The organism is Flammeovirga yaeyamensis (assembly GCF_018736045.1).
Classification (GTDB): Bacteria; Bacteroidota; Bacteroidia; order Cytophagales; family Flammeovirgaceae; genus Flammeovirga; species Flammeovirga yaeyamensis.
Genome location: NZ_CP076133.1, coordinates 1,638,251 through 1,655,943 on the forward strand (window position 1 = coordinate 1,638,251; position 17,693 = coordinate 1,655,943).

Annotated in this window: 14 protein-coding genes; all 14 read right to left on the reverse strand. The window is 33.3% G+C overall.

Going from position 1 to position 17,693, the window contains the following annotated elements; translation table 11 throughout:
* Positions 1-178: 178 nt before the first annotated feature.
* Complete coding sequence (locus tag KMW28_RS26305; RefSeq protein ID WP_169663873.1) at positions 179-1,213, reverse strand: bestrophin family protein; 1,035 nt, start codon at positions 1,211-1,213, stop codon at positions 179-181.
* 104 nt (positions 1,214-1,317) lie between these two features.
* Positions 1,318-2,772, reverse strand: coding sequence for a glycoside hydrolase family 47 protein (locus KMW28_RS26310; protein ID WP_169663874.1), 1,455 nt, complete (start codon positions 2,770-2,772; stop codon positions 1,318-1,320).
* Positions 2,773-2,813: 41 nt separating this feature from the next.
* The gene (locus KMW28_RS26315; protein WP_169663875.1) at positions 2,814-3,230 is read right to left on the reverse strand and encodes a hypothetical protein; all 417 of its coding nucleotides are present in this window, start codon (positions 3,228-3,230) and stop codon (positions 2,814-2,816) included.
* 4 nt (positions 3,231-3,234) lie between these two features.
* Positions 3,235-5,385 (reverse strand): pyruvate formate lyase family protein, encoded by a 2,151-nt coding sequence (locus KMW28_RS26320; RefSeq protein WP_169663876.1) that lies wholly within the window; start codon positions 5,383-5,385, stop codon positions 3,235-3,237.
* The gene (locus KMW28_RS26325) at positions 5,382-6,266 is read right to left on the reverse strand and encodes a glycyl-radical enzyme activating protein (RefSeq protein WP_169663877.1); all 885 of its coding nucleotides are present in this window, start codon (positions 6,264-6,266) and stop codon (positions 5,382-5,384) included. The genes KMW28_RS26320 and KMW28_RS26325 overlap by 4 nt, the downstream gene beginning before the upstream one ends.
* Before the next feature lie 220 nt (positions 6,267-6,486).
* Positions 6,487-7,092, reverse strand: coding sequence for a hypothetical protein (locus tag KMW28_RS26330; RefSeq protein ID WP_066215172.1), 606 nt, complete (start codon positions 7,090-7,092; stop codon positions 6,487-6,489).
* A 228-nt stretch (positions 7,093-7,320) separates the two neighbouring features.
* Positions 7,321-8,781, reverse strand: coding sequence for a T9SS type A sorting domain-containing protein (locus KMW28_RS26335; RefSeq protein ID WP_169663878.1), 1,461 nt, complete (start codon positions 8,779-8,781; stop codon positions 7,321-7,323).
* A gap of 218 nt (positions 8,782-8,999) precedes the next feature.
* Complete coding sequence (locus tag KMW28_RS26340; protein WP_169663879.1) at positions 9,000-10,436, reverse strand: hypothetical protein; 1,437 nt, start codon at positions 10,434-10,436, stop codon at positions 9,000-9,002.
* A 230-nt stretch (positions 10,437-10,666) separates the two neighbouring features.
* A complete protein-coding gene (locus KMW28_RS26345; RefSeq protein WP_169663880.1) occupies positions 10,667-11,305 on the reverse strand; it encodes a hypothetical protein in 639 nt (212 codons plus the stop codon).
* Entirely contained in the window at positions 11,265-11,699 is a 435-nt protein-coding gene (locus KMW28_RS26350; RefSeq protein ID WP_169663881.1) for a DUF6452 family protein, read from the reverse strand. Before KMW28_RS26350 ends, KMW28_RS26345 begins: the two co-directional genes overlap by 41 nt.
* A gap of 128 nt (positions 11,700-11,827) precedes the next feature.
* Positions 11,828-12,793: a glycoside hydrolase family 130 protein gene (locus tag KMW28_RS26355; protein ID WP_169663882.1), complete on the reverse strand. Its 966-nt coding sequence runs from the start codon at positions 12,791-12,793 to the stop codon at positions 11,828-11,830.
* Positions 12,794-12,804: 11 nt separating this feature from the next.
* Complete coding sequence (locus KMW28_RS26360) at positions 12,805-14,691, reverse strand: sodium:solute symporter family protein (RefSeq protein WP_169663883.1); 1,887 nt, start codon at positions 14,689-14,691, stop codon at positions 12,805-12,807.
* Between the two features lies 1 nt (position 14,692).
* Complete coding sequence (locus tag KMW28_RS26365; protein WP_169663884.1) at positions 14,693-15,787, reverse strand: Gfo/Idh/MocA family protein; 1,095 nt, start codon at positions 15,785-15,787, stop codon at positions 14,693-14,695.
* A 288-nt stretch (positions 15,788-16,075) separates the two neighbouring features.
* Complete coding sequence (locus KMW28_RS26370; RefSeq protein ID WP_169663885.1) at positions 16,076-17,689, reverse strand: SusD/RagB family nutrient-binding outer membrane lipoprotein; 1,614 nt, start codon at positions 17,687-17,689, stop codon at positions 16,076-16,078.
* Positions 17,690-17,693 lie beyond the last annotated feature (4 nt).

The window sequence follows — 17,693 nt, forward strand, 5'->3', positions numbered from 1 at the left end:
AATGTAAATATTTTAACAATCACACTACCATAACACCATATACTCGCCATGGTTTCAGTTATTTACATACATTTTACCATATAATCATTCATTCACAAATTAGTTAAAATTATTATACTAAATATTAATAAAATTCAATTCCATTCATGTAATTTTAACACATAAATTGTCGCTTTTCTTACATAAGAATTCCTTTGCTTGGTTGTATGACTGGTGGTAAATCGGTTTCATTTAACATTTCCTTCAAATCAATTTCTATGGTTCGACATAACGATAACATAGGTATATCATTGGCCATACCTTGAAATGGATTTTCAGAATAATCACCTACTATTTCCATCATGATATACATCCAACCCAAAAGAACAGTAATAGGAATAGAAATGATCATTCCCCAATCTCCAGACCCCATTAAAGATGGCATCATACTAAAGGGAAGTAAGAGAACAAAGATCCCAATAAAATACCTGCTCATGTTTGCGTATTGACGTGGTAAAGGAAACTTTTTGATTCTTTCGTTTTTCCCCTGAAGAGTGTAAAAACTACTTAGCAAACGAGACATTTCCATATGTCGAAAATCTTCTATTAATCCCTTTTCTCTTAGTTTATGAAGTTCACGTGACTGTTCATTTATAATCTGAGTAGCAGTATTCTGATAAGCAATTAATCGATCGTGTTCTTCTTTGGGTAGATAATTTTTTAATTCTGATTTGGTTACTTCATCTGTAACTAATCCAATTCCAAAGTTTTCTTGATAATATTTAGCTGTTCTACCAATGTGTCCTTTCTGACTAATGTGCTCCCAAGGAGTTGGGGTAAGCAGTTGACTTCTATGTGCATATAACCAACCTAAGTGTCTGTAAACTAATCTTTTCTTGATAGCTTTAATATCGTCATCGGAAACTTTATTGTCTGTAAAAAAGTTTGTGATAAAACCATCTACATACATACCCCACGTTCTACTATCATTAATAATTCCACCCCAAATTTTTCTGGCTTCCCACATTCTATTATAGGCTTGATTATTTTTAAAACCCACATAGAATGCCACTGCCGTACCAATAATTGAAACGGGTAACCAAGGTATGGTAAGACTGATATATTCTCTTGCGTATAAATAAGCAAAAACAGACATGAAGACAGTTAACCAAGCCAAATGGCCTCCAGACCATTTTAGTATGTTTTTGATTGGTAAGGATTTAGTAATTATCATTTTTGAATGAAATAAGAGTAAGAGAGTTATATTCTTAATTAAATCTACAAAAAAAGGGCTGAATGAAAAACATTCAACCCTTTTCTAAAGTGATTTAATCAGTTTTATTTCAAACCAATTTTATTTCCTTTCCAATCTTTGTCCCATGTATTTTTCAAAGGATGTGCTTCTGTATTCAACACATACTTCTCTAAATCAAACACTTCTGATGGAGCAAAGAATAAATAACAGTATTTCATTGTTTCAGCAAAGAAGAAACTTTCTAAAGTATCCCACTTCTCTTTTGTTTTTACATCTTTCAACTGAACGTAACCATTTTCTACTTGACAATATTTCTCGATGCTTTCGAACATCTTCTTGCCTTGGTCATAATACTGCTTGTCGCCAGTAGCTCTCCATACATAGTAAGTAGATTCGATGGCTTCAGGACGCATCATGTAGTATTCAGCACCTTCGTAGAAAGGTTGCATTGTAGTGTAATCTACTGCTTCAGGCTCGATACCATCTTTGAACCACATTTTGGCAATAGATGCTTGTAGTTTTTCTGCTCTATCTGTAGATCCCTCAAGTACATAACATAAGTTCCAGAAACAATCTAAAGCACCAAATCTTGTACTGTGTCTTTCACCAGTGTTCATATCAGCCCAACCGATCCAATACTCACCAGGTACTGAAGTTGTATCTACTAAATATTTATTGATGGCGTCTCTTGATACATTGTACCACTCCAAGAAATCTTCATCACCGAATAATAGGTAACCTTTTAATAAGTATTCATAGTAAGCATCAATACCTCCTGAGATGTGTGCTCTTGTGTCTGCCCACTCGCCAGTATCTTGATCAATCCAAGAACCTTGTAAACCTGTTTTACCTCTTCTATCGTAAGCTGCTTTGATACCTCTTTTACAAAGGTCATAGTATTTAGGATTACCTGTGATTTTAGACAAAGTACCATATTCCAACATCATAGAACCGATTTCACATGGGTTCGTTCCTTGTCCACCAACTTTACCAGTTTTAAGGTTGACTAAACGATAAGGAATACCTGTTGGTGAATCGAATACTGGCAACATTCTATCTGCAAGATCAATCGCTAAATCTAAGAATCTTTGATCTCCATCCAATTGATAAGATGAAATCAAACCACCTAAAATACGGATAGCAATTTCGAATTGTTGAACATCTAAGTCTTTATCAAAGTTTAATTCTGTGAAGATTAACTCTTTACACTCTTTCATTTCATCTTCTAATCCCATTAAATACATGGTAGAAAAAGCATCTACTGGAGTCATTAGTAAAGATTCTGCATACCAATTATGACCTTTTTCAGAAATTGGATTTACTGCATCTAAACCTTTAGCATAATCCATATACGCTCTCCAACCTTTTTTGAAAGCTGTTTTCACTCTTTCTTGATATTCAAGCTTTTCCTTATCAGAAATCTGATTTGTCTCCGTCTTTTCGTTGTTTGTAGTTTTTGATCCACATGATGTGAAAATCAAAGAGCTAAATGCGACCAAAACCATGGCCGTAATAGATTTAATGAAGGTAGTTCTCATTTTTATTTATGGTTTATGGGGTTATTCCCTTGATTTATTTATTAAATTTTTTTCCAAATTTTCCCTATTTCATTTAGGAATAACTGATGTTGACTTTCAGAAAAATCATAAAATTCAAAATCACCTAAATGGGTATTGTCTTTTTCTATAATTAGTACTTTCGCTCCTTCTTGCAATGCAATGGTATGCCAAACATTTACAGGAATATTGTAGGTAATGCCCTCTTTCATCTCTTCCATATCGTAAGTAATATGGTCGTCCTCAATATTTGCAGAGACTAAAATGGCTTTGCCCGAAATTAATAAAAAAGCTTCATCTGTTTGATGATGTACGTCTAATCTTTTAATATTTTCTGGACTGCTTGCTTCTTCATAATTTAATTGAGCAACTTGCCAACCTTCTCGAATCAAAAAAGGATAATACCCTTCTTTTTCGTGTATATATCTTTCAGTAATCATCTTCTTAATTTTCTAAAATTCTATCGACTACTAATTGTCTAAATTCTTTGGTAAGCATGGCAAAATAAGCAGTAAATCCTGTTATTCTCACCACTAAATCAGGATAAAGTTCTGGATTTTCATGTGCTGCAAGTACTTGTGATTTATCCATTATATTGACATTGATTAATGTACCTCCTAATTCAAAATGAGTTTTGATAATTGCCCCAATAACATCTGCATGTTCTTGTTTTGCTAATGTAGGATCCAATTCCCATTGCATAGGTGCGGTGTTTCCAAAACCAGGCTGAACTTCCGCAACGGCTCTTGCTAGTGCTAACGATCCGCCATCAATCACAAATCCTGGTGTTGGGTTGGCTCCGTGATTTATTGGCTGATGTGCCTTTCTTCCATTTGGAGTGGCTTGAACTGCTTTCCCTAACCCTACTGTATTGGCCCAAGAGAATAATCCTGGAATAAAACAGTATCGGTTATCTTGAGAAGATTTGGATTTTACTTCTTTACTGAAAAAAGCACTAATTTCTTTTGCCCATTGATCTCCGATCGTATTCCCTTGTCCGTATCTTTCTGAATTCTGAAGTAAAAGACGAGTTCTTTCACCATTTTCATCTTCAAAATTTGATTGTAAATGATGAGATAAGTCGTTCCAATCCAAGCGATGTTCTTTTTCTATCCTCTGTTGTATTGCAGCGAACGAATCAGCGACAATAGCTATACCTGCTCCATCAATTGATAAATTGTAATACATAGCACCATCATCACTTACATCCTTTCCTTTCTCAAGTGGTCCATAAGAAAGCAAATTAAGTATTAGCTCTGGCTCATTGTATTTTTGATACTTCAAATGATGAAGAATTCCATCTGCAGCTGTTTGAATGGCTATCGACAAGTGAGATTTAAAGTTACTCCAAAGTTGAGCTGTTGAGTTTTCTTGGTCGCCATTGATCATCTCCTCAAAAGACACCTCAAAAACTTTGGCCATATTCACTTTTACCAAATCATTCATAGTGTATTCCAATCCTGGAAGTGACATCCAATTACAACCCACAGCAATTCTTTTCCTAGCTAAATCTTCAGAATAACCATTTTTCATGAATCCGGCGATTAAGCCCTTATCACCCGAGAAACGTGGCCAAGCATTTTTATTTTTGATTAAATATTCTAGTGATTTTTGATAAAGTGCCTCGTTCATATGATCATGCACTCTCACTGTTATATTTAATGATGTATTTATTTTGTCTGCAGCTTCTAAGATTAAGAAAGAAATTTCTGATGCAACATCTCCTCCATTTCCATCAGGGCCTCCTAATTGCCAATAAATAGGATCGTTAATCAAGAAACAAGCAAGGAAGTAGATAGCATCATCTTTTGTAATTAATCCTTGTTGAATATCATTTTCATAAAATGGCTGCAAAAGGGTATCGATTTGCCCACCTGCTCCATCTCTATTATAAGTTCTTGAGGCTAGGTGATACCATATAATCCATTGACATGCTTGTCTTAATGTTTTAGGAGGATGATGTAAGATTGCTTCATTAGTTTCTTTCATTTGAATCAAATTCTCCTTTAATTCTGGAGATTTTTCTTCCTTGATTTTAATAGCAATATCATCAATATGACGTTGAATCCAACCTTGAATGGCCTTAATTGCCTTTCGGTGAGCATCGTAAAACTCATTTTGCTCAGCTGAAGAGTTTATTTTATTATTACTATCAATTTTAGATAATAAACCATCCCAACCGAGTTGTAAACCTAAACTAAAATCTGGAGCAAAATGGGCATCATCACCTATACCATGAATGATATCATACTTCTTTTGATTTTCCTCTAAATGAGTATATGGATAATCTGGATTCCATTTGTTTGGACGCATTTTAGACATAAAGTACATCCAACGCCCAGCAAAAGCATCATTTGCATCTATATAAGTAGGATGGTTATCCATTAAATTACAGAAATTCTTGGTCCAACCCTCTGTACCATAAAATGAACCATCTTCATGATTTGGAATAATTTCCCAAGCGTTCTCCTTTGGAACTGCTATTCTTCCATAATCATCTTCATCCAAAAGACCTTCTAAAGCTATCTTTTCTTTTGTCTGTAGGGCCTTTTGTTTTTTTAGTTCAGTTAATCTTTGTAAGTAAATTTCTTTCATTTTCTATATTGTTGAAGCTGCTTGTTCCATGTTTCCAAATCAGCTCTATTTATTTCATTTTCTATTTCAAATGGATTCTCCAATCCCAAGTTTTTATATTTCTGATTCCCTAAAGTATGATAAGGATTCAGTTGGTAATTAGTACAATGATCAAGTGATGATACAAACTGTATTAACTTTTGAATTTCATTGTCATTATCATTTACTGATGGAATTAATGGAGTTCTCAATTCATAACTATTTCCAGTACTATCTAATTTTTTGATATTCTGAAGCACCTTATCATTATCAATTAATGTCCATTTTTTGTGTTCCACTGAAGTCATCAATTTGAGATCAATTAACCAATGATCTACCAAGGGTAAAAACTTCTCAATAGTCTCCCACTTCATCGAAAAATTACTTTCAATACAAATATGTATTGACTTCGATCTTAAATATTGAATACATTCATACAAAAACTGATGCTGTATCAATGGTTCACCTCCAGAAAATGTGACACCGCCTTTTGATTTCACAAAGAAGGGTATATCCAATTCGATTTGCTTAAATAAGCTTTCTATTGTATGATATTCTCCGATCTTATGCATACTTCCGGAATAACACACCTCAGAACATTCCATACACTGAGTGCATTTAGAAGCATTAAAGTGAACTTTACCGTTATTAACAAATAACGCTTTTGTTTCGCATACTTTGATACATTCCAGACATTGAATACACTTATTTTCTAAACGCTCAATTTCTGGTTTTCTCAAAAATGTTTCGGGATTATGGCACCATGCACAACGCATATTACAGCCTTTCATAAAGACTACAGAACGTATTCCTGGTCCATCATGAATTGATAATCGCTGTATTTTAGTTATAACCCCTTTCATTTATATAGTATAGTTATCTATTGAAGTATAACTATTTAAGTGTATTTTTTTCATTTATCTATTTACACGACAAATATACGGCATCTAACCTATTAGGATCAAAAATAAATTGTGAACTAGAACGTGTATTTTGTGTACTATTTCGATATTAATAATGTATTAACACAAAAAAAGTGATGACCTTTTGAGATCATCACTTTTTTAAGCGAAAAGATTGACTTTAATTCGGCAAATTGGTAGGGAATTCACCACATTTCATGATACTTCCATCAGAAGACCAAATTTTAGGGTAAACAACATTACCTCCGCCGCCTTGGCCAAACTCAGGATCAACTACTACACCTAGTAATTCTCCTAGCTTTTCACCAGGAATATAATACTTAGAGTTTGAGCTATCCCAAACAAGGATGTCGTCCAAGCTAACAGATGTTGTGGTCTTTCCCATTGAAAAACCTGAGTCAGGAATACTAACACATCCTACATCAGCTTTTAATTCTTGATTGTATGTAGATCCTGAATCAATTTGGATAGAATAATTGTCACCATCTCTATTATACGATGTCACATCTTGGGTATATTCTGCTACTACAGTTGTTGCTGCAGTACCAATTTCAACAGACGTTCTTATCACAACTTCAATATTATTAGAAGAGGTATTAAATTGTAGTTGAACATTAGGATCACCAAATTCGTCTGGTGCAGGGATTTCATCCGTTACAAAATAGACGTAATTCACGTCTCTTGGATCTGAATCATCGTCGTCATCACATGAAAATAGACACACTGACAATAGCAGTAAAGTAGCTAATCTTGCTATAAGTTTCATTGGGTTAAAATTAAGTTTCATTTAAAAATTGGTAATTAAATGTATAGACAAAAAATGATTTATATATCTTTAAATCTCTATAAATGTGAAACTTATATGATTACTACAATACTTTTATTGAAAGAATAATATTTCAGTTTACTGATTTACAGCTAATTAAGTCAATGTAAAAATAAAGGCTGTACTAATAGTTGATTAGACAGCCTTTATAAATTGATTTATAACTATTTACGGAATTACAATTTTTGTAGTCTCACTGTTTTTACCATTTGAAATCGTCAAAATGTAAACTCCCGAAGTAAGATGATCTGGAGTGGTATATGTTGATGTTGTATTGACATCTGGTGCTTCTATCACAATATCATGATTAATTACTACACCATTTTGATTGTATAAAACTCCAACTATAGGATGAGCAGGATTTACGTTTCTGACTTCCAATTTTAATTTCTTTTTTGACTCTGTAACTGTCGGATACACTTTAGCTGCGAATTTATCTCCAATATCCTCGAAAGAAACAACACCGAAATATTCTACTCCTCCATCAAAATCATATTGTGCCAAACGATAGAATTTACCAGAAACGTTTTTATCTAAATACTGATACTTCAAATTCACATCACTGTTTCCCGATGCTTTTTCAGAACCTATTACATGCCAATTCTTTCTATCATCAGAAGCTTCTATATCAAAATGGGATGAGTTAAATTCTAAGGCAGTTTCCCATATTAATAGATTTCCGTTTGGATTCGTTTGGCCTTTGAAATAGATGATTTTTACTGGGAGATCGATGTCTTCATCACATATGCCACATTCTTTATCACAATTAGTACCATCTCCATAAAAAGTAATATATCCACAATGGGAAATTACTGGAACATTAGAGCATTCAATTTTATCATAAATAAGTAATTTCCCTCCATTTCCATTATCTGTTGAGCAATCTCCATCTTCATAATCTCCACAAAGGTTTATTTGAGGACTAACTCCTCCATCAAAATTCCTAACTAACATAACTCCACAAATTTTTAAAAATGGAGTATTTTGTGTATAAAATGAATCAATTAAATTTAACACACCTGTTTCAGTTACATTTAATGTTAATTGACTTTGTCCATCAATCTTTACAATTTTTGCTTTCCCCCTTATTATAACATCAAATTCTAACGATCCTGAATTTTGAACAGAAACTGATGAAGCAATCAATTCTGCTTTACTATCTACTAATAATTGTTCAATATTAGAATTAAAAATAATATCATTACATGAAAGGATAGCATTACCTGTCAATTTCAATAAACCATTTGAGAAATAAATATCGCTAAATTCAAATTCAGATTCTATAGATGAATTCAAAACTAAAGTCGAATGATTATCAAATTTTATTGATCCAAATCTTTCAAAAAAAGTATAATCAGCATAATCAGTTACATTGATTGTTAAATCAATATTTTGACCAATTTCAATGTTGTCTCCTGCTTTAGGATAATTGCTTGTTAGCTGATGATTAGAATCATACCATGGTCCTGCTTTCCAATCATCAGAACCGTTAATAGTAACCTTATAATTTATATTTTGGTCAGGACTTTTATAATAATATGTTTCCGAGTAAGCTTTTGAAATAAACGTAGAATCAGCGAATACATTTAAAAGGATAAAGCTACATAGGAAAAGTAGTTGTTTTCTCATTTTAGTATTAGTTTATTATAGTTTTGATCTTTTGAGTATTAGTTCAAATCTTACTAAACTATAATTATTCCATATTATTCTTAGGATAGTTAATAAATGATAATGTGAATAAATATTCATTATATCATTAAGAATTAAGTAGTTAATCGTGTAGTACATAAAAAAACCACATGATTTTTTATAGATATCATGTGGTTTATAAACTTAAGTATATAATGTTATGGAACTACAATCTTAGTAGTTTCACTATTTCTTCCATTTGAAATCATCAACAAATAAACACCGGAATTAACAATTTGAGGTGTTGTGTAAAAAGTGGTCATATTTTCATCCGGATCATTAATTAAGATTTCATGATTTATTACAGCACCAATTTGATCATACAAAACAGCCACTACAGGGTAAGCTAAATTAATGTTTCTAATTTCAACATTTAATTGCTCAGTGGGTTGTGTAATCGTTGGGTATACTTTAGCTGAAAAATCATTTCCAACATTATTAAATGATACAATACCAAAATATTCTTTTTTGGCATCAAAATCTACTTGTTCTAAACGATAGTAATGTTTAGTATTTGTTTGATTATGATATTGATATTTTATTTTGACATTACTAGTCCCTGCTGCATCTATAGTTGATATTGTTTCCCAATTTTTCCTATCATTTGAAGCCTGTAAATTAAAATGAGAAGAATTATGTTCAGATGCAGTTTCCCAAATAAGCAAATGACCTGTTGGGGTTTGTTGACCTTTGAAATAAGTTAATTCTACAAGCAAATCGATATCACCATCGCATATAACACAATCACAACTTGATTCATTAGCAGCAATATATCCACAACGAACAACTTCAATAGAGTTCTTACATTCAAATTTACCATCAACAATTAATTTCCCCCCTCTTCCATCATCTACACTACAATTTGTTCCTTTTGGTCCACATAAATCAACTTTTAAACCATTCTTTGCATCAAAATGATTTATTCTTAAAGTACCACATACAAGCAAATCCAAATTATTCTTGGATTCAATAATATTCTTTAGATGCATATAACCATCTTCAGCTACATTAATTCCAAATTTAGTCTGAGCATTTAATATATCAAAAGTCGCTTCTCCTAGTACTTGGATTGCATATTGATATTCTCCATCATTTTTTGTGTAGTATTTTCCTTTCACATTCAATTTCGCCCTTTCTTCAACTTTTACAAGACCTGCCTTATTCGTATTTGTAATATTAGTTGTATTCAATAAGGTTTCACCTTGAACATAGAGGTTTCCATTATCAAATGTGAAATTCAAAATGTTTACCGTGATATCTTCATTAGTATTAATGTATACTGAAGAGGTGTGATTTTGAGAAATATTTTTGATTCCTGCCAAATTTAAATCATCAATCTCTGACAATAAATTTATTGTAATACTCTCTTCTTCTCTTAATACAACTGTAGATAAATCGGATGGATATGTAGATAAGGCTTTTCCATCTTTATCAAACCATTGGTACTTCTTCCAATCATCTAATGAATTAAAAATAAAATTTACATTACTTGCACTTTTGCTCAAATAATAATCAATTGCTGTATTAGCAAACAATAGGTTAGCAGTTAATGAAAATAGGACAAGAGGGATCAAAAAACGTAATGTTCTTGTCATAATGTTTGTCGTTAAGTTTACAAATTAGGTTTAATTGACTTTCGTCAAATAGTGAGCATTCTAATTTTGTTCCAAGTAGCGTATATGAATTGTTAATAAAATAGAAAAGAGTGTTTTATTAGTTAAAACACTCTAATCAAAAATTTTACACTCTGTTATATGGATTTATTATAATAAAAAACAATAAATCATTAACATAAACTCAATTATTCGAGTGGATAGAATAAAGATTATTTCCAAACCAAATATAAATTTAACCCTCCTGTCAACTTATTCTTATTATTGACATTTCCAGCACCAGGTACATAAAAAACAGGGTAATCTTCTGGAACAGAAGTATAAGGAACATACGCCAACCTTAAATTTAAGATTAATTTAAAGACATTGGAAATCGGAAAATCTATTTCAAAATTGGGTTCTAATCCAAAAGAAAATATTCCATTTTTCGAAAATTCTCCTTGGTGATCTCCATAAACATCTCCTTCTATAGCATATTTACTTCTTATACCATAATATGAAAAAATTAAATTGAAATAAGATTTTATTTTTCCTTTTTTATCTCCTATTCCCGGCTTAAAATAAAATCCATTCGTACTATTGAAAGTTGTATTAGGGAAACGAGTATCATTTCTAACATAACTATAACCAAAAGGGATTTTTAGAACATAATTACTATCTTTAGCTACATAATAATAAACTGGCTCAATAACAATTCCCTTTCGTTCTTTACCAATATTATTGTAAACAGTTTTTGATAAATCAATACCAAATTCATGATAAGATTGAGCTTTAACTTCAGATGTATTAAAGCTAATTAGCATGGTAAGACTAATTATAAACAGTAATGGAGTAAAGTATTGGATATTCATTATAGACATGTTCAATGTAAACATCTTTAAAAGTAGTTTGAGATTCAGATTTCATATCTTCGATATCTAATACATAACCACATGCTTTCGATTGGAAATAAAAATTTCTTTCATATGATATTGTTAATGTATCAGTATTGTTCTCTATATCAGTGAAAACAAATGAAGTCGTATCAGATACCAACGAAATTGGGAAGTAATCTAAATCTGGAATAGAATCATATGTTCCACTTCTTAAGACTTCCACTTTTTTATAATGTGATTTCCAATAATTGTCCGAATTTAACCCATCCTCGTAGGTAATCATCACTTTGGGCTCAGAAGAAACTCCACAATCTTCACAACTCGGTAATAAGATTGAAAAATAAAGGAGGAGAAATAATAGTTTTTTCATGAAATTGAAGAGTAAATACTTTTAGTTCGTTTCAAATAATAGACAATTAGGTTAATTTGTAAGACAATAAATAATTAAAAAAAGGTTACTTTTTTAAAAAAAGTAACCTTTTCGATGATCAATGTATTTTACAATGAGTTTTCCTTCACCCATTTTATTAACTCATCTTTTTCAGTAAATGCCATACCTGTCACCGTATCTGCAGCACCATAATAAACAGCAATTCTTCCTGTTTCTTCATCATGTAATGCAGCACAAGGGAACACTACATTTGGCACATCTCCCATACACTCGTATTGAGTCTCAGGAGTTAATAGATAAGATTGAGATCTGTATTTTACTTTCCAAGGCTCTTCTATATCTAAAATAGCAGCACCCATAGCATATACATATCCATTACAAGAACGAAGTACCCCATGGTAAATCATTAACCAACCTTCTTCTGTTTCAATTGGAATAGGACCTGCTCCTATTTTCATACATTGCCAGGCAGATTCTTCAAATGGTGCGGGCGACATCACATGTCTATGTTCTCCCCAGAATTTCATGTCTGGTGATTGTGAAATAAAGATATCTCCAAAAGGTGTATGTCCAGTATCTGATGGTCTAGAAAGCATCACATATTTATCGTTGATCTTTCTTGGGAACATCACGCCATTTCTATTGTATGGAAGAAATGCATTTTCACATTGGTGGAATGTTTTGAAATCAAATGTATAGCCAATACCAATAGTTGGCCCATGATAACCATTACACCAAGTCACCCAATACCTATCTTCTATCCAAACTACTCTCGGATCATATTTATAATCAGAATGAATCATGTCTGTATTTCCAGAAACCCATTCTATTGGTAATTCTTCTATTTTCCAATTAATGCCATCTTCACTAAATCCAGCATGAATATTCATTCTTCTGCATTTATCATCACAACGGAAAACACCTGCATAGGCTCCATCGAATTCTACAACTGCACTATTGAAAATACTATTTGAATTGGCTATTGCATTTCTAGGAATAACAGGGTTTTGGGAATAACGCCACATGACGTCTTTTGAACCTTCTGGACGAGGTTCCCATGGGAAGTTTTTCATTTTCTTATTTATTAATTGGTATAAACTAGTTCTTTTTTGTTCTCAAGAAGTTCAAGTGTTTCCTCCATATCCTCTGGATAATCTTCCATTTTGTCGTACCACTTGTATTTTAGCCAAGCCATTGTGCCTAACATCAATAATAAGGATAAAGATACGGCAGAAAAATCTCTGATAATAATGTATACTGGAATCAAATGAAGGCTCAATTGCCATATTGCACCTACCGCACAATTGACCATATCTCTCTTGAAATCTTTATTGGCCTGGAAGTTAGGATTTAATGCTTTACATTTCTCTGAAATTGGTTTCCAAAGTCCCCAAGGTCTAACAGTAATATAAAATCTCATTAACGTTTCATCGTCTTCTGGTTTAGTCAATAATGATCCGATAATGGATGCAGATAACGATATCAAGAAGATTATTGGGAATGCAGCTATACCACTTAACTCACTAAATAGTAAGGGGACGGTAACAGCTGATAATAACCCGAAGATCATTCCATAGAAATAACCAAATCCATTGAATCTCCACCAAACCCATTTCAATAAATTGGCAGCGGTATATCCTCCGAATAGTGCTGCAACAATCCATTTTAGGATACCATCGATGCTTTGGACAAATAATCCAGCCATCATACCTACTACTACTACAGCAAATGATGCGATATAAGACATTCTTACCAATTGTTTGTCTGTAGCATCAGGCATAAAATATTTCTTGATGATATCATTTACTATATAAGCTGGACCAGCATTTACGTTGGCAGCAAAAGTTGACATGAAAGCCGAGATTAACCCTGCAAGTAATAATCCTTTTAATCCAACGGGTATGAAATTCTGAATGGCATAAGGTAAGACTAACTCAAAATCAATAGCTCCATTGCTTGAGGCAAATTGAGGTGATAAATACACCAATCCAATAACTGCCAATCCCATGATCATCAAATATCTTGGGATGAACAATGCTAAGGATACTATACCCGACATCTTAGCAGCATCTTTTGGTGTTTCTGTCGCCATAATACGTTGCATATCATAACTTGGCACTGGACCTGCGATGCTGACTAACACACCTTTGAATATCATCATCATCATTAGAGACCCAAAAAGGCTATAGCCATCCGATTCAATTTTATCATTTACAGCAGGAATTAAATTCCCCCAGTCTAAGTTCATTTTCCATTCGAATGCTAACGAAGACCAGCCATCAGGTACAACAGCTGCAATTTGTTCCGCACTCACCATATTCATAGCAATAATTCCAACAACGATACAAGCCACTGTCATTACAATAAACTGAATTAATTCTGTCATTACTACAGAGTACATACCACCTTTCACCACATAAATTGTAGTGAGTGCCATAATCAAGGCGGCATACATTTTTGAAGAAGGAATCTCTAAACCAAATATAGTGGTACTTAAATCCCATGGTAAGAATAGGGTGGCAAATTTCCCAATTCCTTCGAAACCATAGGCGATAAAACCAATTACTGCAATGATAGCAAAGATGACTACTACAATATGTGATAATTCAGATCCACGACCTTTGCCAAATCGAGTTTTGAGCCACTCTGCTCCGGTCATCACATTTGATCTTCTGAGCCAAATCGCTAAGAAAACCATTAAAAAAATCTGATTCCAAACGGGCCATAGCCATGGAATAAAAACCGATTTAACTCCATAAATGAAGCCCAAAGATACCATCCACATGGTGCCGGTAATATCAAACATTCCCGACGCATTGGATAAACCTAAAATATACCATGGTATCGTTTTTCCTCCTAGAAAATAACTATCCAGGTTTTTTGAAGCTTGTTTTGATATAAAATATCCGATCATCACCGTAAGGATTATATACCCGATAATGATACTGATATCGATAATGTGTAAGTTCATATTAGTTTAGTTTTATTTCTTTATGGCTTTTAGCACTCTTTCTAGCCGCGTCTAAGATCTCCACTACAATCATGTTATTCTCTAAAGAGGATAAGTTGTAGGGAGTCACTTTAATTTCTTTATTGATGATAGCAGCAAAGTAGGAAAATGGGTTATTGTATGGGTATGACCTCTCTTTGATATGAAAATCTTCACGGTCATATGTATTGTATCCAGTAGATATTTTGATGTTCACATCTTGATGATTCTCCGCCGTAATCACTCCCTTCTCACCATACACTTCCATATCTTTTCTACCAATTGGCCAGTTCCAAGAACCTTGCACTACCCCAACTTGATCTTTGTATTTTAAGATGATAATGGATTCATCATCTACATTTGGATTATTTTCTTTCTGAAGTTGTGAGGTAACAGCCGTTACACTTAGCGGTTTTTCACCTTTATTTAACCACGTCATCAGATTAGCACCATAGCAACCGAAATCTATAATAGCACCACCTCCATTTAATTTAGGGTCAGTCAACCAGCTTAAAAATTCTTTCTCCACACCAATCTTCTTCGGGCCTTTATGACCATCATTCACCATCACTTTCTTTACCTCACCAACAGCGCCTTTCTGTACCTCTTCGTATAGTTTTTCATGTGATCCATACCAAGTAGTTTCATAGTTGGTTAATAATTCAATCTTATACTTATCTGCTAACGCTTTCATTTTCTTAGCATGATCCATGTTTACAGCTAACGGTTTTTCAACCATCACATGAATTCCTCTTGGAGCACACAATTCAACAATTTTTAGATGATCGTAGATATTACCAAAACCAAGAACAGCATCTGGCTTTGTCTTATCTAACATTTCTTCCAAATCCGAATACATTATTGATTGATCAATACCATACATTTTTTGATAACGATCTACCAATTCAGTATTTGATTCAGCAATTCCAACAATAACAATATCCTTATTGTTTTTATCACCTAACAAACCATGTACGTGACCGTGAGTCATGCCCGCCACCCCAATTTTAATAGGATTTTGAGCAACTAGATTCGTCACTCCAAGTAAAAGAATTAGATAAGTAATTAAAGATCTCATTTCGTAATTGTATTTTAAATTAAAAATGAAAAGTTAAAAATGAAAAACGTAGTTAGTTGTGATATTTTGGAGAAGTATGAAGCTTTACAGTTATAAATTTACTTTAATTATCAAGCTAAAGGTATATTTTATTCATAAGCTCTGTTAATTAACATACTATCTTCGCCTACAAACCAAAATGAACGTCCCCCTAACATTTCACGTTTTTCATTTTTAACTTTTCATTTTTCAAAGCTTTTAAGGAAGAAGAAATTCTCCTCCTCCCCTAAACTCTCAAATAACCCACAGTTAGTCCACGTCCCACCAAACACTCACATCAATACCATCACCTTGACCTTGGTTGTTATTCGGGTCTAAAGCGTTTCTTGCATTAATAGTAATTTCTGATTCTGTGTATGGAAGTTTTTTAATGAACCCGTTGGTTAAGTTGATGCCAGAATCATTTTGTTTGATTGGCATTAACTTAGGGAAGTCAGTTCTTCTTACTTCTGCCCAAGCCTCACAACCATCAGGGTAGTTAGCAATCCATTTTTGAGTTTGGATGTTTTGTATTTCAGCACCTGTAAATGTTGGAAGACCTTTGATGTACTCTTCGATATCCATTTTTGCAGGGTCAGCTCCTGATAAGAAGTTTTGAGTTTCTGAAAGGGAACTCAAGTACTCCCAAGATGCTCGGATACCTTCTTGGTAAGCTGCTTCTGCATTACCTCCCCAACCTAAGTAGGCTGCCTCTGCTTTTAAGAAACATACTTCAGCATAACTCATGATTTTGTAACGTGAATCGTTGTTAAACATTGGTCCGATGTTACAGTTATCACCAGGGTTATTTCCTAAAGCTGGAATTTCGTTGGCTGGCAAACCATTTTCAACACCTTTGTAGAAGGATACAGTATATAGATTTTCGTCATTTAAGTTTTTTGCATAATTAAAATCAGTCAAACGTCCCTCTTCATTTAGTTTGATATAACTCTGAAGTGTTTCTTCGTTTACATCATTATGAGTCACTTTAGTGAAGTATAAATACATTCTCGGGTCAGTGATTGTAGAACTCGTCTCTGTCAATTGCTTTTGCATCGTTCTACTCATTCTGAATTCATTCCACCAAGCCACTTCAAATAAAGGGTGACCTCTCATGTAACTATGTGGATCTGTCATCACCGACGCATTATCAGAATTAGAGGCCATCAAATCTCTTGATAAAGCTAACGTTCCATACTTTCTTCCCAATTCTGGATCAACTTTACTTACACGAACTGCATAACGCAACATCAATGAGTTAGCTAATTGTTTCCACTTTTGAAGATCTCCACCATAGATTACATCCTCAGACCCATAGCTAGCTTGATCAGTAAACTGACCTAACATAATGTAAGCAGAGTCTAATCCATTCAAGACACTATTGTAAATAAATTCTTGAGAATCATATTTTGGATAATCATAACCACGACCACCTTCAGTATATGGCATATCACCAATCTGATCCGTCGTTCTAGCCGATGATAATTCGTATTGAATTCTCGCTATCCAATAATGATTATCGTAACCCGGATATTTCTTGGAATACTTTTTAATATCATCATACATACGAGTTGCTTCCCAATATTGCGTACGGAAGTAACCATAATCGATCCATCCCAAGTTCATGATGTAACGACCAGATGAGAAGTAATTGGTCGTATTCGCAAAATATTGAGAATATAAACTAGAGTATAATGTGTAAGCTTGTTGGTAACGCGACCATTCTGCAATGTTACCGTTAACTAGCAAGTTACCAATCGCCATGTTCGGTGGAATCTCTGTTGGCTCTACCGGATTGGTGTTCATTTCGTCGAATTTATCTGTACAAGAGAAGGCAATTGCACAAAGAAATAAAGCGATATATTTATTTAAATTTTTGATCATGATT

Excerpts from the sequence above, each read along its gene's own strand:
- KMW28_RS26340 (WP_169663879.1), bottom strand. The coding sequence starts at position 10,436 with ATGACAAGAACATTACGTTTTTTGATCCCTCTTGTCCTATTTTCATTA.
- KMW28_RS26350 (WP_169663881.1), bottom strand. The coding sequence starts at position 11,699 with ATGAAAAAACTATTATTTCTCCTCCTTTATTTTTCAATCTTATTACCG.
- KMW28_RS26370 (WP_169663885.1), bottom strand. The coding sequence starts at position 17,689 with ATGATCAAAAATTTAAATAAATATATCGCTTTATTTCTTTGTGCAATT.
- KMW28_RS26325 (WP_169663877.1), bottom strand. The coding sequence starts at position 6,266 with ATGAAAGGGGTTATAACTAAAATACAGCGATTATCAATTCATGATGGA.
- KMW28_RS26335 (WP_169663878.1), bottom strand. The coding sequence starts at position 8,781 with ATGAGAAAACAACTACTTTTCCTATGTAGCTTTATCCTTTTAAATGTA.
- KMW28_RS26365 (WP_169663884.1), bottom strand. The coding sequence starts at position 15,787 with ATGAGATCTTTAATTACTTATCTAATTCTTTTACTTGGAGTGACGAAT.
- KMW28_RS26355 (WP_169663882.1), bottom strand. The coding sequence starts at position 12,793 with ATGAAAAACTTCCCATGGGAACCTCGTCCAGAAGGTTCAAAAGACGTC.
- KMW28_RS26315 (WP_169663875.1), bottom strand. The coding sequence starts at position 3,230 with ATGATTACTGAAAGATATATACACGAAAAAGAAGGGTATTATCCTTTT.
- KMW28_RS26330 (WP_066215172.1), bottom strand. The coding sequence starts at position 7,092 with ATGAAACTTATAGCAAGATTAGCTACTTTACTGCTATTGTCAGTGTGT.
- KMW28_RS26320 (WP_169663876.1), bottom strand. The coding sequence starts at position 5,385 with ATGAAAGAAATTTACTTACAAAGATTAACTGAACTAAAAAAACAAAAG.
- KMW28_RS26305 (WP_169663873.1), bottom strand. The coding sequence starts at position 1,213 with ATGATAATTACTAAATCCTTACCAATCAAAAACATACTAAAATGGTCT.
- KMW28_RS26360 (WP_169663883.1), bottom strand. The coding sequence starts at position 14,691 with ATGAACTTACACATTATCGATATCAGTATCATTATCGGGTATATAATC.
- KMW28_RS26310 (WP_169663874.1), bottom strand. The coding sequence starts at position 2,772 with ATGAGAACTACCTTCATTAAATCTATTACGGCCATGGTTTTGGTCGCA.
- KMW28_RS26345 (WP_169663880.1), bottom strand. The coding sequence starts at position 11,305 with ATGAATATCCAATACTTTACTCCATTACTGTTTATAATTAGTCTTACC.